The sequence below is a fragment of the Streptomyces violaceusniger Tu 4113 genome (genome assembly GCF_000147815.2).
Classification (GTDB): Bacteria; Actinomycetota; Actinomycetes; order Streptomycetales; family Streptomycetaceae; genus Streptomyces; species Streptomyces violaceusniger_A.
This window is the reverse complement of record NC_015957.1, coordinates 2,140,833-2,160,097: the sequence shown is the minus strand read 5'-3', so window position 1 is coordinate 2,160,097 and position 19,265 is coordinate 2,140,833. Positions and strand designations below refer to the sequence as shown.

Here is a 19,265-nt window from a genome sequence, read left to right as displayed (position 1 = left end):
ACCGGAAATGATCGTTGCCCTTCCCTGTCCTTTCCCTACCCCTTCCCTCCCGGCACGTCTGCGATCACCTCCGACCGCCTCTCCGCATCGCCGATCATCGCGGGAACTTTCCCGCTATGTCGTACGTCACCACGTTCATCTCCCGGCCGTCGCGCGCGGACGGGGGAGCGGGCCGCCGGTACGGATACGGTGGGGACAGGTGCCACGGCGGCCGACTCCCGTCGTCCCCGGGCACCGGCATCGGGGTCCCGCCCCGCTGTCGCCCCGTAGGTCCTGGAAGGAAGATGTGAGCAGGGTGTTTGCGCAGGTCGGCACGGTCATCTGGAGTGCGGGGTAAGACGCATGCATATCGTGATCATGGGCTGTGGCCGGGTGGGCGCGGCCCTCGCCCAGACCCTGGAGCAACAGGGGCACACGGTCGCGGTCGTCGACCAGGACCCCACCGCCTTCCGCCGCCTGGGTGCGGGCTTCGGCGGGCGCCGGGTGACCGGCGTCGGCTTCGACCAGGACACCCTGCGCGAGGCGGGCATCGAGGAGGCCGGGGCCTTCGCCGCGGTGAGCAGCGGCGACAACTCCAACATCATCGCGGCCCGGGTGGCCCGCGAGATGTTCGGAGTGGAGAACGTGGCGGCCCGTATCTACGACCCCCGCCGCGCCGAGGTCTACCAGCGCCTCGGCATCCCGACCGTGGCCACGGTGCGCTGGACCGCCGACCAGATGCTGCGGCGGCTGCTGCCGTCCGGCGCGGAGCCGCATTGGCGGGACCCCAGCGGCGGGGTGCAGCTCGCCGAGGTGCACATCTCCCCCTCATGGGTGGGCCACAAGGTCAGCGTGCTCGAGGAGGAGACCGGAGTGCGGGTCGCGTTCCTCACCCGGCTCGGCGAGGCGATGCTGCCGACCTCCGGGACGGTGCTGCAGGAGGGCGACCTGGTGCATGTGATGATGCGCACCGACGAGGTGGAGAAGGTCGAGGCAGCCTTCGAAAAGGGGCCTGAGGAGGCGAATCGATGAGGGTTGCCATTGCGGGTGCGGGCGCCGTGGGGCGTTCCATCGCGAGCGAGCTGCTGGAGAACGGGCACGAGGTGCTCCTCATCGACAAGGCGCCGACCGCCATCTCGGTGGAGCGGGTGCCGCAGGCCGAGTGGCTGCTGGCCGACGCGTGCGAGATCACCTCTCTGGACGAGGCGGCGCTGCAGCGCTGCAACGTGGTCATCGCGGCCACCGGTGACGACAAGGTCAACCTGGTCGTCTCGCTGCTCGCCAAGACCGAGTACGGGGTGCCCCGGGTGGTCGCCCGGGTCAACAACCCCAAGAACGAGTGGCTGTTCAACGAGGCATGGGGCGTCGATGTCGCCGTCTCCACCCCGCGTCTGATGTCGGCGCTGGTCGAGGAGGCGGTGAGCGTCGGCGATCTGGTGCGGCTGCTCCGCTTCAGCCACGGCGACGCCAATCTGGTGGAGCTGACGCTGCCGCCGGAGGCGGCGCTGGTGGGCACCCGGGTCGGCGATGTGGAGTGGCCGGAGGACACCACGCTGGTCACCATCATCCGCGGCACCCGCGTGCTGACCCCGAACAAGGACGATGTGCTGGAGGCCGGTGACGAGCTGCTGTTCGTCGCGGCACAGGCACGCGAGGAGCAGCTCGAGCAGTTGCTGTCCGTCCAGCGCCAGGGCGCCACGGGCTAGGACGCCACGGCTAGGACACCACGGGCTAGGACGCCACCACGGGCAAAGACCGCGGCCCGGGCTCTCCATACGGGGAGCCCGGGCCGCGGTCTCAGTGGCCTGGGTGGCCTGGGTGGCCTCAGTGCCGGGGCGGCTGCCGGTCGGCCGAATCGGTACGGGCCTCGGACACGATCTGGTCGGTCCACTCCGAGAGCACCGGATCGGCGGCCTTGCCGACCTGGGACTTCCGCTCCCGCTCGGCCTTCTCCTCCGCCTCCATCTCCGCGATCACGTCGATCGGCGGCGGGGCCTTGGCGAGGAAGATCCAGGTCAGATAGACACAGAGCAGGAACGGCGGAATGCCGAGCGCGACCTTGACCCAGCCGAGCTGGGTGGCGTCCCCCCACCAGTAGAGCGGGAACAGCACCGCCGACTTGGCCAGCAGGATCAGCCCCCACGCCCAGGTGGACCGGGTGTAGGCGCGGAACCGGCCGGGGTTACGGGTACGCCAGGAGAGGTTCTCCTTCAGCATCGGCCCGAGCAGCACCCCGATCAGCGGAAAACGGAAGATCGCCGAGAGAATGTAGGCGATCGCCAGGCCCAGGGTGTAGAGCATGCCCGGCAGATAGAAGTTCTTCGCGTCGCCGGACATCATCGCGAAGATCGCGCCGAACGCGACCCCGAACACCCCGCTGAAGGCGTGCTTCAGCGTCTCCTTCCGCACCAGCCGGGTGACCGCGAGCAGCACGGTGAGACCGAGCGCGGCGATCGCGGCGAGATGGATGTCGCGGTTGATCGTGTACAGCAGGACGAAGACCAGACCGGGGACGGTGGTGTCCACCATGCCCCGCACCCCGCCGAACGCCTCCAGGAGCGCGGTGTCCGCCGCCGCCCTGCTGTCGGCGGCGGCGCTTCGGTGCCCGGTCGGGGTCGTCTTGTCGTCTGGCGTCACCGGCTACTCCTGTCCGAGCGGTCGGAGTTCGTACTTCGGATTGAACAGCACCCGGCGCCCATGGCTCATGGAGATCCGGCCCGAGGCGATCAGCTTGCGCCCCGGTTCTATCCCGATGATGGAGCGACGGCCCAGCCACACCACGTCCAGCGCGGCGGTGCCGTCGAAGAGCTCCGCCTCCAGAGCGGGAACTCCGGCCCGCGGTCTGAGCGTCACCGTACGCAGCGTGCCCGTCACCTTGACGATCTGACGGTCGCCGCAGTCGCCGATCTTGGTGCAGCCCGCGGCCTCCGCGTCCTGCTGCAGCTCGGCGGAGTGCAGTTCCTCCTGGGAGCTCGACAGCCGGTCCAGCATCCGCCGGAACCGGCCGACCGGTTTGTCGGACCTGACTCCCCTGTCGGCCCCGTCGGAGGGGTGGGGTACGGAACTCATACGGCCAGCGTACCGGTGCACAGGCGCCGAAACGCCGTCCCCGCACTCATCGCCCGACCCCGCTCATCGCTCGAACCGGTAGCCCATCCCCGGCTCGGTGACGAAGTGGCGCGGATGCGAGGGGTCGGCCTCCAGCTTGCGGCGCAACTGCGCCATATAGACCCGCAGGTAGTTGCTCTCGGTGCCGTACGAGGGGCCCCAGACCTCCTGCAATAGCTGCTTCTGGCTGACCAGGCGGCCGGCGTTGCGCACCAGGACCTCCAGCAGATGCCATTCGGTGGGAGTCAGCCGCACATCACGGCCATCGCGATGGGCCTTCTTGGCGGCCAGGTCGACGGTGAACGTGTCGGTCTCCACCACCACCGAGTCGTCCGGCTGCCCGGCGGGCTCGGCGCGGCGGACGGCCGCGCGCAGCCGGGCGAGGAGCTCGTCCATGCCGAACGGCTTGGTGACGTAGTCGTCCGCCCCCGCGTCGAGGGCCTCGACCTTCTCGTCCGAGGTCTGACGGGCGGAGAGCACCAGGATCGGCACCCGGGTCCAGCCCCGGAGCCCCTTGATCACCTCCACCCCGTCCATATCGGGCAGGCCGAGGTCGAGCACGATCACATCGGGATGGCGGGCGGCGGCGAGCCGGAGCGCGGTGGCGCCGTCCCCGGCGGCGTCGACCTCGTACTTGCGCGCCTTCAGGTTGATCACGAGGGCGCGTACGATCTGCGGCTCGTCGTCGACCACGAGCACCCGGTTCATGTGGCGGGCCTGCCTTTCCGTGTCGTTGTGCCTGACGTGGAGCCGACCTGGACCGGGAGGCCGGGGTCGGCCGGCGGGCGGCCGGCGGCGACGCGCAGCGTGAGCACCATGGTCATTCCGCCGCCGGGGGTGTCCTCCGCGGTCAGCCGGCCGTCCATGGCCTCGGCGAAGCCGCGGGCGACGGCGAGCCCGAGGCCCACCCCGGCGCCGCGCGGGGCGTCCCCGTACCGCTGGAAGGGCTCGAAGATGCGGTCCTTCTCGCTGTCCGGCACGCCCGGGCCGCCGTCGGCCACGCGCAGCTCCACACGGTCGCCGAGGGCGCTCGCGGAGACCAGCACGGGGTGGTCCGGCGGGCTGTACTTCACCGCGTTCTCGACGATGTTGGCGACGCCGCGCTCCAGCAGCCCGGGGTCGACCGCGACCATCGGCAGTTCCTCGGGGATGTCGAGGGTGACCTTGGCCATGGGGACGCCGACGAGCGCCATCGGCACCACCTCGTCCAGGTCGATCTCCCGGATGAGCGGGGTGACGGTGCCGGTCTGCAGCCGGGACATGTCCAGGAGGTTGCCCACCAGATGGTCCAGCCGGTCGGCGCCGTCCTCGATGCCCTCCAGCAGCTCGGCCTCGTCCTCCTCCGACCAGGCGACGTCATCGGAGCGCAGGGAGCTCACGGCCGCCTTGATGGCCGCGAGCGGGGTGCGCAGATCGTGGCTGACGGCGGCGAGCAGCGCGGTGCGGATGCGGTTCCCCTCGGCCAGCTCACGGGCCTGCCCGGCCTGCTGCGCCAGCCGCTGCCGGTCGAGGACGACGGCGGCCTGGGCGGCGAAGGCGGCGAGCACCCGGCGGTCCTCGGCGGGCAGGACCCGGCCGGAGAGCGCGAGCGCCATATGGTCGCCGACCGGCATGTCCACCTCCGCGTCCTCGGGCCGTTCGGGCGCCGGGGTGCCGTCGTGGCTGCCGACGCTGCCCGCACAGGTCCACGGGGCGACATCGCTCTCCCGCTCCAGCAGCGCCACCGAGTCCATGGCGAACGTCTCGCGGACCCGCTCCAGCAGCGCCTCCAGGCTGGTCTCGCCGCGCAGCACGCTGCCCGCGAGGAACGACAGTATCTCGGACTCGGCTCGCAGCCGGGCGGCCTGGTGGGTGCGGCGGGCGGCGAGGTCGACCACGGAGGCCACACAGACGGCGACCGCCACGAAGATCGCTATGGCGACGATGTTCTCGGGGTCGGCGATGGTCAGGGTGTGGGTGGGCGGGGTGAAGTAGTAGTTGAGCAGCAGCGATCCGACGGCCGCCGAGGCGAGGGCGGGCACCATGCCGCCCAGCAGGGCGGCCAGCACATTGAGGAACAGGAAGAGCAGCACCTGGTTGGCGAAGCCGGGCCCGGCCTCGGAGGCGAGGGTGGCGCCGGTGCCGGTGAGCAGCAGCGTGAGCAGGGCCGGTCCGGCCACCCCGACCACCCAGCCCGCGATCAGCCGGGAACGGCCGAGCCGGGCGCCGCGCGCGACCGGCAGCCCGCGGCCCTTGGCGACCTCGTCATGGGTGACGATGTGGACGTCCAGGTCGGGCCCGGAGTCACGGGCGACCATGGTGCCCACCCCGGGTCCGAAGACGTACTGCCAGGTCTTGCGGCGGCTGGAGCCGAGCACGATCTGGGTCGCGTTGACACCGCGGGCGAACTCCAGCAGCGCCCCCGGGATGTCCTCCCCAATGACGTGGTGGAAGGTGCCGCCCAGGTCCTCCACGAGGGTGCGCTGGACCGCCAGCTCCTTGGGGGAGGCCGAGGTCAGGCCGTCGCTGCGGGCGATGTAGACGGCGAGGATCTCGCTGCCGGAGCCCTTGGCGGCCATCCGGGCGGCGCGACGGATCAGCGTCCGCCCCTCCGGGCCGCCGGTCAGCCCGACGACGATGCGCTCACGCGCCTGCCAGGTGGAGCGGATGGAGTGCTCGTCGCGGTACTGCTGGAGGTATTCGTCGACCCGGTCGGCGGTCCACAGCAGGGCCAGCTCGCGCAGTGCGGTCAGGTTCCCGGGCCGGAAGTAGTTCGACAGCGCGGCGTCGACCTTGTCGGGCGCGTAGATGTTGCCGTGGGCCATGCGGCGGCGCAGCGCCTGGGGCGACATGTCGATCAGTTCGATCTGGTCGGCCCGGCGCACCACCTCGTCCGGGAGGGTCTCCCGCTGGCGCACCCCCGTGATCGACTCCACCACGTCGCCCAGCGACTCCAGGTGCTGGATGTTGACGGTGGAGACGACGTCGATGCCCGCGCGCAGCAGCTCCTCGACGTCCTGCCAGCGCTTTTCGTTGCGGGAGCCGGGCACGTTGGTGTGGGCCAGCTCGTCGACGAGCGCGATGGCGGGGCGGCGCGCCAGCACCGCGTCCACCTCCATCTCGGTGAAGGTGCTCCCCCGGTACTCCAGCTCCCGGCGGGGCACCTCCTCGAGCCCGTGCATCATCACCTGGGTACGGCGACGGCCGTGGTGCTCCACGAAGCCGACCACGAGGTCCGCGCCCCGCTCGACCCGGCGATGCCCCTCGGACAGCATCGCGTACGTCTTGCCCACGCCCGGTGCCGCACCGAGGTAGATCCGCAACTTTCCGCGTCCCATACCCCTATTTTCCCTGTTGGACGGCGCCTGAGCTCATGGCGGGCTGCCAGCGGGCGATGCTTGTAGAGCAAACCCCGTCCCCGGCCGGACCGGCCGTTCCTTGACGGCTCCCTTACGGTCGTCGGCGCCGTCTTGACGCGCCTTTGACGCCCGGCCGTCCAACCGTTCCTGGGCAGTGAGCGGGAGTGAGTCCGCTCACTGGCACGCCCCGAACGGTCTTGGGCGCACTGGTCGTCCGCTTTCGCGTCCCGGGCGGCGACACGGATCGCGTCCGTGGTCCGAGCCGGGCGGGCGGAGTCCCTCACGACCTGGCCATGTGGATACGGCCAGAAGCGACGGGGAGGCCCTGAACCATCTCTCCGGTGGAGCAGGGGCCCCGCACACTGGCACCGCACCCGGCGTCCCAGATCGCACAGCCACGCCAACCCGACCCCACCGTGGCGCCACAAGGCCAGAAGCCGACCATCACACGATCGAGCTGAACGGGCCTTACGCACGCTCCCGGACGAGCACTTGCCAACCCCCGGCGAACCCATGCGAAAAGCCGGTGGGCCGTACTCCGCAGAGAAGAGTACGGCCCACCGGCAGACGCTCACCTCGGGCCGGGCCGTGCGCCGTCGGCTCAGCCGGATGTGAGCGAGCAGCCCGCCAGGGCGTCGAGACCGGAGGGGGCGGTCGAGCCCTGGCGGGAGAAGGAGAGTTCGATGCGGTCGATCGTGGAGGCCCGCTTGTCCTTCAGCGGGCCGAGGATGGCGTTCTGCACGAAGTTGGGGCCGCCTTCGCCCTGGCTCGTGCCGAGCCGCTTGCCGGCCTCGTCGAGCTGCGTCTGGAGCAGCGCGAGATTGCGGTCCACCTCGGCCTGGGCGGCGGCCGGTACGCCGCTGATCTTCGAGGCGACGTCCGGGCAGTTGATCGTCTGGCCGGAGCCCGCGTCGGCTCCGCCGCCCTGCTCGGCTCCGGAGCCCTGCTCGGCTCCTCCGCCCGCGGGCTCGGACGCCGCGGCGGTCGGGGTCGCCCCGCTGTCCGCCTCGCCGCCCGCGCCGGTGCCGGAGCCCGCTCCCGCCTCACCGCCCGAGAGGGTGCACTCGGCGAGGGCGTCCAGCCCGGCCGGCTTCTCGGCGCGCCGTCCGATGGAGATCGCGATGCGGTCCAGGGTGGACTTCCGCTTGTCCGCCAGGGGGCCGAGGATGGCGTTCTGCACGAAGTTGGGGCCGCCCTCGCCCTGGCTCGTGCCGAGCCGCTTGTCGGCCTCCGCCAGCTGCGTGTCCAGCAGGGCGAGGTTGCGGTCCACCTCGGCCTTGGCCTCCGCCGGGATCTCCGGGAGGGAACCGGCGACCGCGGGGCAGCTGATGGTCTGGGCGGCCTTGGTCGACGCATCGGCGTCGCCGCTGCCGTCGTCCTGATCGGCCATGGCGGCTCCCACCACGACGGCCGCACAGGTGATACCGCCGATCGCACCGGAGACGAGGATTCTCCGGCGGTGCAGTAACGGAAGGCCACGCGACATCTGATCACTCACCTCGTTGAGGTCGGACAGGGGGTGTGTCTCGCGACGCGCCCTCTCCCCCTCGGAGCGTCACAAGGTCTCGCGCCCATGAGTACGGCCGGTGCGGCGAGTGTGTTCACCGTGTCGCGCGAAATCCCCGAAGCGACCTTCCGAAAAACGCCGAAGGGACCCGGGGGCCCTGCCCCGGGCCCCTTCGGGCCTTGTCTGCTGCCGTGCGCGACGGCGGCTCAGCGAACCTCGGAAATCTCCGGGCCGCGCTGGAGCCGGTCGGCGCCGCCCGCGAACCGCGAGCCCTGCGCCTCGTCCTGCTGCACCCCGTCGGGCACCATCTGCGCGTCGTCCGGCAGCTTGAGGACGATCGGGTCGCGCGGGGCCATCGGGCCCTCGCCGCGCACCACGACCGTGTCCCGGAAGATCGCCTCCAGGAGACTGCCGGTCTCGGGCTGCACCGCTCCCTGCCCGGAGATCACACCGCGCAGGAACCAGCGGGGCCCGTCCACGCCGACGAAGCGGACCACCTGCACGCCGTTCTTGCCGTCCGGGAGCTGCACCGGGACCTGGGCGCGCAGCTCCCAGCCGAGCGGGCCCTCGACCTCGTCGACGACCCCGCCCTGCTGGGTGATGCCGGTGGCGATCTCGTCGCGCACCTCGCCCCAGATGCCTTCCTTCTTGGGCGCTGCGAAGCCCTGGAGCTGCACGGCGCTGTCCCGCAGCACCACGGTCGCGGCGACGATCGCGTCCCCCGCGACCTCCACCCGCAGCTCCATGCCCTCGACGCCGGGTACGAACAGACCACCGAGGTCCACCCGGCCCTCGCCGGGCTCGCGCACCTCGGATGCGTCCCAGGGGCCCTCGGGGCGCGGGGCCGGCGGCAGGCTCACCCGGCCGGCCTCCACGGGTGCGGCGGTGTCCTCAGCGCCGTCCGCCTCCTCCGCGTCCTCGGCCAACTCGTCGGAGGTGACGTCGAGCGACTCGACGTCCTCCTTGCTGCGCTTGCGGCGACGTCCGAACACGTCATCGTCCTTCCCGGTCGGAACCGACCGAAGCGAATCCATTCCCACCCGTTGTGCCGTCCACGGCGGCATGACCGCCGGTGGACCCGAAGCCCCCTTCGGCCCGCGCCGACCCGGGAAGCTCCGCCACCTCCTGGAAGCGCACCTTCTCGACCTGCTGGACGACCAATTGGGCGATCCGGTCGAAGCGCTCGAACCGCACGCTCTCGCGCGGGTCCAGATTGACCACGATCACCTTGATCTCTCCACGGTACCCGGCATCGATGGTCCCCGGGGCATTCACCATGGCTACGCCGCAGCGCGCGGCAAGTCCGGACCGTGGATGCACGAAGGCGGCATACCCCTCCGGGAGCGCGATAGACACTCCGGTGGGCAGAACCGCGCGCTCCCCCGGAGCCAGCTCGGCCGCCTCGGTGGTGACCAGATCGGCCCCCGCGTCGCCGGGGTGGGCGTACCCGGGGAGCGGCACCTCGGGGTCCATCCTGCGGATCAGCACGTCGACGGGCAGCGGACTCATGGGTTCACCTCGAAAGCGCGCGCGACCTTCACCTGATCCGGATCGGCGAGCGCCGCGTCGATCTCCTCCGCCCGGCCGTTCTCGATGAAGTGCTCGACCCGCACCTCTATGAAGAGGGCCTGCGCCCGCACCGCGACGGGGCCGTCCGGAGCGCCGAGCCGGCCCGTGGCCGAGCAGTAGACCTTCCGGCCGTGCACGGCGGTCACCCGTGCCTCCAGATGCAGCTCGGTGCCGACCGGCACGGGCCGTACGAAGTCTGTCTCCAGCCGCCCGGTCACCGTGATCGCCCGCTGCAGCCAGTTGAGCGCCCCGAGCGTCTCGTCCAGCGCCGCGGCCAGCGCCCCGCCGTGGGCCAGACCCGGCGCGCCCTGGTGGCCGCTGCGCACCGTGAACTCGGCGGTGACGCTCACGCCCTCGCCCGCCCGCGCGATCAGCCCCAGGCCCCCCGGCTGATCGCCGCAGCCGAAGCACTGGTCGTAGTGCACGCCGAGGGGCTTCCCGGGCGCGGGCGCGTCGGGATGGCGCACGGGTGCCGTGGCGCCCTCCGGCGGCGTCAGCCCTGTCGTTCGTCCAGTCACAACGGCTGACCTTACCCGCGAGAACAGTCCGGTTCGGCGGCCATGCCAAGCTGATACGCATGCAGCCTTACGAAGAACGCCTCAGCGCGCCCCGTTCCTGGTGGTTCATCGCCGTTCTGATCGGGGTCTCGGTGGGGTTGATCATGCTGCCGTTCGGCACTCTGCCGATGCTCGGCGGTCTGATCGGCGGTGCGGCGCTGGCCTGCGTCGCGGTGAGTTCGTACGGGTCGGCCCGGGTGCGCGTGGTGGCGGACTCACTGGTGGCCGGCGAGGCGCGGATCCCGGTGTCGGCCCTGGGGACCCCGCAGGTGCTGGACGCCGCCGAGACGGCGGCCTGGCGGACCTACAAGGCCGATCCGCGGGCGTTCATGCTGCTGCGCAGCTACATCCCGACCGCGCTGCGGGTGGAAGTCACCGATCCGGAGGACCCGACACCGTATGTGTATGTGTCCACACGGAATCCGGAGGCGCTGGCCGCCGCGCTCACGGCCGTGCAACCCGCCTGAGCGGGGCGCGCGAAGGGCCTATCTCTCCAGGGCCAGTGGGAGGTCCCAGGGGATCTGCTGGGCCCGCAGATCCTTGCGGACCTTGCGCGCGAGCTTCTTGGTGTCGCGCCGGTTCATCGCGGCTCCCACGGCCGCGCCGACCATGAAGGGCGTCAGGACCGGCATGTTCCGGAAGCTGCGTCTGAGGACCTGCTGCCGTAGCTCGCGCTTCATCTGGACGCCCAGGGCCGCGTTGACGCTCACCGGCTGGGCGACGTCGATGCCGCGCTCCTCGGCCCAGCAGCCGACATACGCGATGGCGCGCTGACGCACCGTGCCGGGCGCCCGCACTCCGTAGACCTCGTGCAGCTCGGCGATCAGCTTGAACTCTATGGAGGCCACGCCGACGATCTCGGCGGCCAGCTCGGTGGGCATGGCGGGCGGGGCCGGCAGCATCGCCGCTGCACCGACGCCCGCGCCCACTGTGGCGGTGCCGCCCGCGGCACCGGCCACCAGCTTGTCCGCGAGCTCTTCGGGGCCGAGCCCCGGGAACTGCTCGCGCAGGGTCGCGAGATCGCGGACCGGGATGCGTGGAGCATTCGCCATGATCCGGTCGGCGACCGCGTAGACCCCCGCTCTCGCGCGCTCACCGCCTCTTCGCACTCCGCGCCCGAGGTTGGTCGCGAGCGAGGCCATCCGACCTCGCTCGGCCTCGTCCACGTCGTCGTGCTCCGCCTCCACGCCGACCCCGCGGCTCAGGCCGCGCAGTCGCGGCAGATCGGCTGGCCGTTCTTGGTCTCGGCGGCCAGCTGGCTGCGGTGGTGCACGAGGAAGCAGCTCATGCACGTGAACTCGTCCGCCTGGCGAGGCAGCACCCGGACGGACAGCTCCTCATTGGAGAGGTCCGCACCGGGCAGCTCGAGTCCCTCGGCCTGCTCGAACTCGTCGACGTCGACGGTGGACGCCGACTTGTCATTTCGCCGGGCCTTCAGTTCCTCGATGCTGTCCTCGTTGACGTCATCGTCGGTCTTGCGTGGGGTGTCGTAGTCCGTTGCCATGTCGCTCTCCCCCTCTGGGTGTCTGTGGTGTCTCAGCGCACGTAACGCGTGAGAGGCCGGACTTGTGCCCGACCCGAGGCGGAGATTTTGCCTCACATCAAGGTCTGTTACTCAATCGACACCCAACCGCACCCCTGACGAGGTGATCGGGTTGGATGGCCATCGGGACCGTACACGGTCCGAAGGTCGCACTCGCACGCGCCATGACGTGTACTTCCCGTGATGACGGTCCCCGAAAACCCGGATTTTCCCGGCTTTCCGTCAACCGCGACGATCACGCAGAGTATATGGCCGGAAAATCGCCCATGTGATCGATCACACAGCCTACCCCGGGTGGGCGGATCACGAAAATTCCGCCCAAAGCGAACACCTCCCGGGCAGGCCCCCGGCCTCGGGATTCCCGACGTCAGACCGGGAGCACCACCCGCATCACCAGGCCACCTCCCTCACGCGGCTCCGCCGCGATCCTGCCGCCGTGGGCGCGCGCCACAGACCGCGCGATCGACAGCCCGAGGCCGACGCCCTTGTCGCTGCCGGTGCGCTCGGTACGGAGCCTGCGGAAGGGTTCGAAAATATTGTCCATCTCGTAGGCCGGGACGACCGGACCTGTGTTCGCCACCACCAGCACGGCCTGACCCGGCCGGCTCTCGGTGGTGACCTCCACCCAGCCATCCTCCGTGATGTTGTACCGCACCGCGTTCTGGACGAGGTTCAGCGCGATCCGCTCGAGCAGCACTCCGTTGCCCTGGACCACCGCCGGAGCGCGCTGTCCGCGCAGCTCCACGCCCTTGCCCTCGGCCTCAGCCCGGACCTGCTCCATCGCCTGGGAGGCCACCTCGGCGAGATCCACCGGCTTACGGTCGACGATCTCGTTGTCGCTGCGGGCCAGCAGCAGCAGGCCCTCCACGAGCTGCTCGCTGCGCTCGTTGGTGGCCAGCAGGGTCTTGCCGAGCTGGACCAGCTCCGGGGACGCCTGCGGGTCCGAGAGCTGCACCTCCAGCAGGGTGCGGTTGATCGCCAGCGGGGTGCGCAGCTCGTGCGAGGCGTTGGCGACGAACCGCTGCTGGGCGGTGAACGCCCGGTCCAGGCGCTCCAGCATCTCGTCGAAGGTGTCGGCGAGCTCCTTGAGCTCATCGTCCGGGCCGTCCAGCTCGATCCGGCGGGACAGGTCCGAGCCCGCCACCTGGCGCGCGGTGCGGGTGATCCGGCCGAGCGGCGAGAGCACCCGCCCGGCCATCGCGTAGCCGAAGGCGAAGGCGATCACGGACAGGCCCAGGAGGGCTATCAGGGAGCGGCGCAGCAGCCCGTCCAGGGCGAGCTGGCGCTGCTCCTTCATGCAGGTGTTCAGGACCGCGTTGAACTGGTCCGGGCTGCTCTGGCCGATGATCTCGGGGCAGGTGTTGTTGGTCGGCTGGACACTGCCGCCGACCAGTTTGAACGGCAGCTCGTTGCCGACGTGCAGGGCCTGGGCGGCCAGCAGGTAGATGATCGTCAGCAGCACCACCCCGGCGATCAGGAACATCCCGCCGTACAGCAGGGTGAGCCGTATCCGGATCGTCGGGCGCAGCCAGGGGTTGGGGCGCGAGGCGCCCTGGGGGTCCCAGCTCGGCTTGGGCGGTGCCGTCGGCGGCAGCGGGGTCGGAGTCGTCGCCATGCCGGATCAGATCCGGTAACCCGAGCCGGGGACGGTGACGATCACCGCGGGCTCGCCCAGCTTGCGGCGCAGGGTCATCACGGTCACCCGCACCACGTTGGTGAACGGGTCGGTGTTCTCGTCCCAGGCCTTCTCCAGCAGCTGCTCCGCGGAGACCACGGCGCCCTCACTGCGCATGAGCACCTCCAGGACCGCGAACTCCTTCGGCGCCAGCTGGATCTCTTTGCCGTCCCGGAACACCTCGCGGCGGTTGGGGTCCAGCTTGATCCCGGCGCGCTCCAGGACGGGCGGCAGGGCCACGGTCGTCCGGCGGCCGAGCGCCCGCACACGCGCGATCAGTTCGCTGAAGGCGAAGGGCTTGGGCAGATAGTCGTCCGCGCCGATCTCCAGGCCCTCCACGCGGTCGCTGACGTCGCCGGAGGCGGTGAGCATCAGGACCCGGGTGGGGATGCCGAGTTCGACGATCTTGCGGCAGACGTCATCGCCGTGCACGAGGGGCAGGTCCCGGTCGAGGACGACGACGTCGTAGTCGTTGACGGCGATGCGCTCCAAGGCGGCGGCTCCGTCATACACGACGTCGACGGCCATGGCCTCCCGGCGTAGTCCGGTGGCCACCGCATCGGCGAGCAGCTGCTCGTCCTCGACGACGAGTACGCGCACGTCGTTAGTCCTTCCTTGATTGCCGCACTGGGCATGATCTCGCCAAACTCGATGAGTGTTCGGCGCCTCCATCCTGCCTCGAAGTCTCATAAACCGGCGGTAAGAGGGATCGCCTCGGGATCCCTCAGCCCGATCATGGACGCGGTGGTGTGGGCGGCAGCGGCCGGAACGCCGAATTCAGATTCTTTCGGGGCCCCGAGGTTTCCGCTCAGGACGGGGTGGGGAGGACGACTGCACACCCGCGATCACGCCTTGTCTCCGGCATCCCTCACTGTCATTGCCGTCGGCAAGGGCCACGCACGTGATCGTCCCGCCGTCGGCACACCCCCGTGCCACCGACCCACGACGAGGGGGCGCACATGGACGCGTTCACCGCAGGCATTCTGCAGCGCATAGAGAACACCAAGACCGATCTCATTCGCGCCCGTGAGACGGGCGACGACTTTCTTGTGGACGTGGAGCAGTCGGAGCTGGAAGACCTCCGTCGCCTCGCCGCCGAGCACGGTGTCGAAGTAAGCGCCTCGTTTGCTTGATCCCTTGTGGATTCCGGACCCGATCCAGATCCGGATTCCCTCCAGGTAGCCGATTCTTATTTACCTCCGGATGGTGATCCAGAAAACCTCCGGTAACCACGCCGAAGCGCCCCGGTGTCCTCGTGACTCCGGGGCGTTTCCGTGTGTCTGGGCGGGGGTGTGGACCGGGGGCGTGTGGCCCCGGGGGCGGGATCAGTCGTGCCAGGCGCCCAGGTCGTCCAGAAGCCCCCGCAGCGGCTCGAAAAGGCCGGGGGCGGCGGCAATGGTCAGCTCCGTGGAGGCAGGGACGCCAGGCCGCCCTCCGGTGAGCGCGCCCGCCTCGCGCGCTATGAGCGCACCGGCCCCGAAGTCCCAGGGGTTGAGCCCGCGCTCGTAGTAGCCGTTGAGCCGGCCGCAGGCCACATCGCACAGGTCGATGGCGGCCGATCCGCCGCGCCGGATGTCCCGCACCCGCGGCAACACATCGTTGAGCACCCTGGCCTGCCCGATGCGGCGCTCGCGCACATACCCGAAGCCGGTGCCGATCAGCGACTCCTCCAGCGGAGCCGCGGGGCGGCAGTACACCGGCTCCCCGTTCAGCCGGGCGCCCCGGCCCAGGACCGCCTGAAAGGTCTCGCCGCGCATCGGGGCGGTCACCACCCCGACGACCGTCTCGCCGTCCTGCTCGGCGGCGATGCTGACCGCCCACGACGGCAGGCCGTAGAGGTAGTTCACCGTGCCGTCGAGCGGGTCGATCACCCAGCGCACCCCGCTGGTGCCCTCGGTGTCGGCGCCCTCCTCCCCGAGTACGCCGTCCTGCGGGCGGCGGCGCGCGAGGAGGTCGGTGATCAGCTTCTCGGCGGCGATGTCCATCTCGGTGACGACGTCGATCGGGCTGGTCTTGGTGGCCGCCACCCCGAGGTCGGCCGGGCGGCCGTCGCGCAGCAGGTCCCCCGCGCCACGGGCGGCCTCCAGTGCCGTCTCGAGGAGTTTGGTCAAGAGCGGGTCGGTCATGGTGCTCCTTAGCGGATTGCCCGGATGGGCAGCGGCGGTGGCGGGGCGGGCACGCTCAGTCCGAGCCCGCGGCGGCGGGGCGCGGCGCGCGGGCCGGACAGCAGCCCACCGGGCACATGTCATGGCTCGGGCCGAGGGCGCCCAGGGCGCAGCGCTCCGGGGCGGCCGCGGCCCGGTCCTCGGCGAAGCGCTCGGTGGCCGCGCGCTCCAGCACCAGATCGCGCACGCCCGCGGCGAACCGCGGATCGGCGCCGACGGTCGAGGCGCGGGAGACCGGCAGACCGAGCTCGGCGGCCTTGGCCGTGGCCTCGGTGTCGAGGTCGTACTTGACCTCCATATGGTCCGAGACGAAGCCGATCGGGACCATGGCGACGGCGGGCACGCCCTCGCCGTGCAGCTCCTCCAGGTGATCGCAGATGTCCGGCTCCAGCCAGGGGATGTGCGGCGCACCGCTGCGCGACTGGTAGACCAGCCGCCAGGGGTGCTCGACGCCGGTCTCCTCGCGCACCGCGTCGGCGATCAGCCGGGCCACATCGAGGTGCTGGGCGACATACGCGCCCCCCTCCCCGTCCTCCGTGTGCGCCTCCACCGGGCCCGAGGTGTCGGCGGCGGCGGTCGGGATGGAGTGCGTGGTGAAGGCGAGATGGGCCCCGGCGCGACGCTCCTCGGGCAGCTCGGCGAGGGCGGCCAGCGTGGCGTCCACCATGGGCCGCACGAAGCCGGGGTGGTTGAAGTAGTGCCGCAGCCTGTCGACGCGCGGCAGCGGAAGCCCCTCGCCCTCCAGGGCGGCCAGCGCGTCCGCGAGGTTCTCGCGGTACTGGCGGCAGCCGGAGTACGAGGCGTAGGCGCTGGTGGCCAGCACCAGGATGCGGCGGTGGCCGTCGGCGGCCATCTCGCGCAGGGTGTCGGTCAGATACGGCGCCCAGTTGCGATTGCCCCAGTAGACCGGCAGGTCCAGGCCGTGCTCGGCGAAGTCCTTGCGCAGCGCGTGCAGCAACTCGCGGTTCTGCGCGTTGATCGGGCTGACCCCGCCGAAGAGGAAGTAATGCCGGCCGACCTCCTTCAGCCGCTCGCGCGGGATGCCCCGCCCGCGCGTGACGTTCTCCAGGAACGGCACGACGTCCTCGGGGCCTTCCGGCCCGCCGAAGGAGAGCAACAGCAGTGCGTCATAGGGGGCGGGGGAAGGCTGTACTGACTGATCCGGCATGCTTCCGATCCTGCCACCAGCCGCTGACAGGCGGGAAACGGCCCTGCGCGCACCAGGGACATGCCCGTAATCTGTATCAGCTCGTACGATCCTTACCCTGCTCACGGCGGAGCCTGCCTTGCCCAGTACCAGCCCCTATCGTGCGATCTTCGCCGCCCCCGGAACCAAGGGGTTCTCCGCGGCCGGCTTCCTCGGGCGGATGACGCTGTCCATGGCGGGCATCGGCGTGGTCACCATGGTCTCCGAACTCACCGGCCGGTACGGGCTGGCGGGCGCCCTGTCGGCCATGCTGGCGCTCTCCGCCGCCTCCATCGGCCCGCAGATATCCCGGCTGGTCGACCGGCACGGACAGCGCCGGGTGCTGCGCCCGGCGACCCTCGTGGCGCTCACCGCCGTCTGCGGACTGCTGCTGAGCGCGCACCGGGGCTGGCCGGACTGGACGCTGTTCGTCTTCGCCGCCGGGGCCGGCTGTGTGCCCAGTGTGGGCTCCATGGTGCGGGCCCGCTGGGCGGCGATCTACGGGGACTCCCCGCGCGAGCTGCACGCCGCGTACGCCTGGGAGTCGATCGTCGACGAGGTCTGCTTCATCCTCGGGCCGGTCATCTCGATCGGACTGTCCACCACCTGGTTCCCGGAGGCGGGCCCGCTGCTTGCCGCCTGCTTCCTGGCGGCCGGGGTCTTCTCGCTGACCGCGCAGCGGGCCACCGAGCCCGTACCGCATCCGCGCGGGCAGCACACCGGCCGTTCGGCGCTGCGCTCGCGCGGGCTCCAGGTGCTGGTGGTCACCTTCGTGGCGACCGGCGCCATCTTCGGGGCGATCGACGTGGTGACGGTGGCCTTCGCCGAGGACGAGGGCCACAAGGGCGCGGCGAGCCTGGTCCTGGCGGTGTACGCGCTGGGCTCCTGTCTCGCGGGCGCGGTCTTCGGGCTGCTGCGGCTGAGCGGATCGGCATCCCGTCGTTGGTTGTGGGGTATTTGTGCGATCGCCGTGAGTATGATCCCGCTCCAACTGGTCGGGAACCTGCCGTTCCTGGCCGTGGCGCTCTTCGTCGCGGGCCTGGCCATCGCACCCACGATGGTCACCACCATGGCCCTCGTCGAACGCCACGTACCACGCGCGCATCTGACCGAGGGGATGACCTGGGTGAGCACCGGGCTCGCGGTCGGGGTGGCGCTCGGCTCGTCGGCCGCCGGATGGGTGGTGGACGCGGCCGGCGCCCGGGCGGGGTACGCGGTGCCGGCCGTGGCCGGGGTGTTCGCGGCGGCGGTGGCGTTCCTCGGGTACCGCCGGCTCCGGCCGGCGCCACAGCGGGAGGGGTCGGGTGCGGATGGCCGTCAAGACCATGAAGACCGTACGGAGCAGCGTGTGGCGTAACTGGGCGGGGAATGTGACGGCCCGCCCGGTGCGGAGCGTCGCGCCGTCGTCCACTCAGGAGCTCGCCGAGGTGGTCCGCCGGGCGGCGGCGGAGGGGCTGAAGGTGAAGGCGGTGGGCTCCGGGCACTCCTTCACCACCACGGCCGCCACCGACGGGCTGCTGATACGCCCCGACCGCATGGCGGGCGTGCGCGGGCTGGACCGCGAGGCGGGGACCGTGACCGTCGCGGCCGGCACCCCGCTTTGGCAGCTCAACGAGACGCTGTCGGCCCATGGGCTGTCGCTGGCCAATATGGGCGACATCATGGAGCAGACCGTGGCCGGGGCGACCGCCACCGGCACTCACGGCACCGGCCGGGACAGCGCCTCGATCGCCGCCCAGATCAAGGGCCTGGAGCTGGTGACGGCGGACGGTTCGGTGCTGCGCTGCTCGGCGGAGGAGAACCCGGAGATCTTCGCGGCCGCCCGGATCGGGCTCGGCGCGCTCGGCGTGGTCAGCGCGATCACCTTCGCCGTGGAACCGGAGTTCCTGCTCACCGCGCGCGAGGAACCGATGCCCTTCGACCGCGTCATGGCCGATTTCGAAAGGCTCGTGACCGAGAACGAGCACTTCGAGTTCTACTGGTTCCCGCACACCGGCAACTGCAACACCAAGCGCAACAACCGCAGCACCGGCCCTGCCGCCCCGGTGGGCCGGGTCAGCGGCTGGGTGGACGACGAGCTGCTGTCCAACGGCATCTTCCAGGTGGCCTGTTCGGTGGGCCGGGCGGTCCCCGCCACCATCCCCGGAATCGCCAAAATCTCCAGCCGCGCCCTCTCTGCCCGGACCTACACGGACATCCCTTACAAAGTCTTCACCTCTCCGCGCCGAGTGCGCTTCCTGGAGATGGAGTACGCCGTGCCGCGCGAGGCCGCGGTCACCGTGCTGCGCGAGCTCAAATCGACCGTCGACCGGTCCGGACTGCGGGTCAGCTTCCCGGTGGAGGTGCGCACCGCGCCCGCCGACGACATCACGCTGTCCACCGCCTCCGGGCGCGAGACCGCGTACATCGCCGTCCATCTGTACCGGGGCACCCCGCACCGGGCGTACTTCACGGCGGCCGAGCAGATCATGATCGCCCACGGCGGCCGTCCGCACTGGGGCAAGCTGCACAGCCGCGACGCCGGCTACCTGTCCGGGGTCTATCCGCGGTTCGGGGAGTTCACGGCGGTACGCGACCGGCTGGACCCGGACCGGCTGTTCTCCAACGACTATCTGCGGCGGGTGCTGGGCGACTGACG

The 19,265-nt window shown here is 71.0% G+C and carries 20 protein-coding genes; 6 read left to right on the top strand and 14 right to left on the bottom strand.

Annotated features, from left to right (window positions below; genetic code table 11):
* The first annotated feature begins 342 nt into the window (after positions 1-342).
* Together STRVI_RS09515 and STRVI_RS09510 are read left to right on the top strand one after the other, a co-directional pair.
* Positions 343-1,011: a potassium channel family protein gene (locus STRVI_RS09515; protein WP_014055426.1), complete on the top strand. Its 669-nt coding sequence runs from the start codon at positions 343-345 to the stop codon at positions 1,009-1,011.
* Positions 1,008-1,685 (top strand): potassium channel family protein, encoded by a 678-nt coding sequence (locus STRVI_RS09510; protein WP_014055425.1) that lies wholly within the window; start codon positions 1,008-1,010, stop codon positions 1,683-1,685. The genes STRVI_RS09515 and STRVI_RS09510 overlap by 4 nt, the downstream gene beginning before the upstream one ends.
* Positions 1,686-1,803: 118 nt before the next feature.
* Here STRVI_RS09510 and STRVI_RS09505 read toward each other — a convergent pair whose 3' ends face one another.
* The 8 genes from STRVI_RS09505 to STRVI_RS09470 form a co-directional block, all read right to left on the bottom strand.
* Positions 1,804-2,616: a DUF3159 domain-containing protein gene (locus STRVI_RS09505; RefSeq protein ID WP_014055424.1), complete on the bottom strand. Its 813-nt coding sequence runs from the start codon at positions 2,614-2,616 to the stop codon at positions 1,804-1,806.
* A gap of 3 nt (positions 2,617-2,619) precedes the next feature.
* The gene (locus STRVI_RS09500) at positions 2,620-3,048 is read right to left on the bottom strand and encodes an OB-fold nucleic acid binding domain-containing protein (protein WP_014055423.1); all 429 of its coding nucleotides are present in this window, start codon (positions 3,046-3,048) and stop codon (positions 2,620-2,622) included.
* Positions 3,049-3,111: 63 nt separating this feature from the next.
* The gene (locus tag STRVI_RS09495; RefSeq protein WP_014055422.1) at positions 3,112-3,795 is read right to left on the bottom strand and encodes a response regulator; all 684 of its coding nucleotides are present in this window, start codon (positions 3,793-3,795) and stop codon (positions 3,112-3,114) included.
* Positions 3,792-6,404, bottom strand: a complete 2,613-nt coding sequence (locus tag STRVI_RS09490) for a sensor histidine kinase (RefSeq protein WP_014055421.1) — start codon at positions 6,402-6,404, stop codon at positions 3,792-3,794. The genes STRVI_RS09495 and STRVI_RS09490 overlap by 4 nt, the downstream gene beginning before the upstream one ends.
* 622 nt (positions 6,405-7,026) lie before the next feature.
* The gene (locus STRVI_RS09485) at positions 7,027-7,911 is read right to left on the bottom strand and encodes a hypothetical protein (RefSeq protein ID WP_014055420.1); all 885 of its coding nucleotides are present in this window, start codon (positions 7,909-7,911) and stop codon (positions 7,027-7,029) included.
* Positions 7,912-8,138: 227 nt separating this feature from the next.
* Positions 8,139-8,924, bottom strand: a complete 786-nt coding sequence (locus STRVI_RS09480) for a DUF3710 domain-containing protein (protein WP_014055419.1) — start codon at positions 8,922-8,924, stop codon at positions 8,139-8,141.
* A 1-nt stretch (position 8,925) separates the two neighbouring features.
* Positions 8,926-9,441, bottom strand: a complete 516-nt coding sequence (gene dut, locus STRVI_RS09475; protein ID WP_014055418.1) for a dUTP diphosphatase — start codon at positions 9,439-9,441, stop codon at positions 8,926-8,928.
* Positions 9,438-10,019: a hotdog fold domain-containing protein gene (locus STRVI_RS09470; protein ID WP_043235657.1), complete on the bottom strand. Its 582-nt coding sequence runs from the start codon at positions 10,017-10,019 to the stop codon at positions 9,438-9,440. The genes dut and STRVI_RS09470 overlap by 4 nt, the downstream gene beginning before the upstream one ends.
* Positions 10,020-10,078: 59 nt before the next feature.
* Between STRVI_RS09470 and STRVI_RS09465 the strand changes: the two genes are divergently transcribed.
* Positions 10,079-10,525 (top strand): DUF3093 domain-containing protein, encoded by a 447-nt coding sequence (locus tag STRVI_RS09465; RefSeq protein WP_014055416.1) that lies wholly within the window; start codon positions 10,079-10,081, stop codon positions 10,523-10,525.
* Between the two features lie 18 nt (positions 10,526-10,543).
* Here STRVI_RS09465 and STRVI_RS09460 read toward each other — a convergent pair whose 3' ends face one another.
* The 4 genes from STRVI_RS09460 to STRVI_RS09445 all read right to left on the bottom strand — a co-directional run bounded on the left by STRVI_RS09460 (position 10,544) and on the right by STRVI_RS09445 (position 13,876).
* Complete coding sequence (locus STRVI_RS09460; RefSeq protein WP_014055415.1) at positions 10,544-11,245, bottom strand: hypothetical protein; 702 nt, start codon at positions 11,243-11,245, stop codon at positions 10,544-10,546.
* Between the two features lie 14 nt (positions 11,246-11,259).
* Positions 11,260-11,562 carry a DUF4193 domain-containing protein gene (locus STRVI_RS09455; RefSeq protein ID WP_009714537.1) on the bottom strand — a complete coding sequence of 101 codons (303 nt, stop codon included), beginning with the start codon at positions 11,560-11,562 and terminating at the stop codon, positions 11,260-11,262.
* Positions 11,563-11,968: 406 nt separating this feature from the next.
* Positions 11,969-13,216 (bottom strand): sensor histidine kinase, encoded by a 1,248-nt coding sequence (locus STRVI_RS09450; protein ID WP_014055414.1) that lies wholly within the window; start codon positions 13,214-13,216, stop codon positions 11,969-11,971.
* 6 nt (positions 13,217-13,222) lie between these two features.
* Positions 13,223-13,876 carry a response regulator transcription factor gene (locus tag STRVI_RS09445; RefSeq protein ID WP_014055413.1) on the bottom strand — a complete coding sequence of 218 codons (654 nt, stop codon included), beginning with the start codon at positions 13,874-13,876 and terminating at the stop codon, positions 13,223-13,225.
* 359 nt (positions 13,877-14,235) lie between these two features.
* On the opposite strand from STRVI_RS09445, the gene STRVI_RS52550 reads away from it, so the two are divergent.
* Positions 14,236-14,409 carry a hypothetical protein gene (locus tag STRVI_RS52550; RefSeq protein WP_014055412.1) on the top strand — a complete coding sequence of 58 codons (174 nt, stop codon included), beginning with the start codon at positions 14,236-14,238 and terminating at the stop codon, positions 14,407-14,409.
* Positions 14,410-14,601: 192 nt separating this feature from the next.
* On the opposite strand, the gene STRVI_RS09440 is transcribed toward STRVI_RS52550, so the two are convergent.
* Both STRVI_RS09440 and STRVI_RS09435 read right to left on the bottom strand, forming a co-directional pair.
* Positions 14,602-15,402 carry an inositol monophosphatase family protein gene (locus STRVI_RS09440; protein WP_014055411.1) on the bottom strand — a complete coding sequence of 267 codons (801 nt, stop codon included), beginning with the start codon at positions 15,400-15,402 and terminating at the stop codon, positions 14,602-14,604.
* A gap of 55 nt (positions 15,403-15,457) precedes the next feature.
* On the bottom strand, positions 15,458-16,609 hold the full coding sequence (locus STRVI_RS09435; RefSeq protein ID WP_014055410.1) for a ferrochelatase: 1,152 nt from the start codon (positions 16,607-16,609) through the stop codon (positions 15,458-15,460).
* Between the two features lie 118 nt (positions 16,610-16,727).
* Between STRVI_RS09435 and STRVI_RS09430 the strand changes: the two genes are divergently transcribed.
* Positions 16,728-17,984: an MFS transporter gene (locus STRVI_RS09430; protein WP_014055409.1), complete on the top strand. Its 1,257-nt coding sequence runs from the start codon at positions 16,728-16,730 to the stop codon at positions 17,982-17,984.
* Complete coding sequence (locus tag STRVI_RS09425) at positions 17,938-19,263, top strand: D-arabinono-1,4-lactone oxidase (protein WP_014055408.1); 1,326 nt, start codon at positions 17,938-17,940, stop codon at positions 19,261-19,263. The genes STRVI_RS09430 and STRVI_RS09425 overlap by 47 nt, the downstream gene beginning before the upstream one ends.
* The last annotated feature ends 2 nt before the right edge of the window (positions 19,264-19,265 follow it).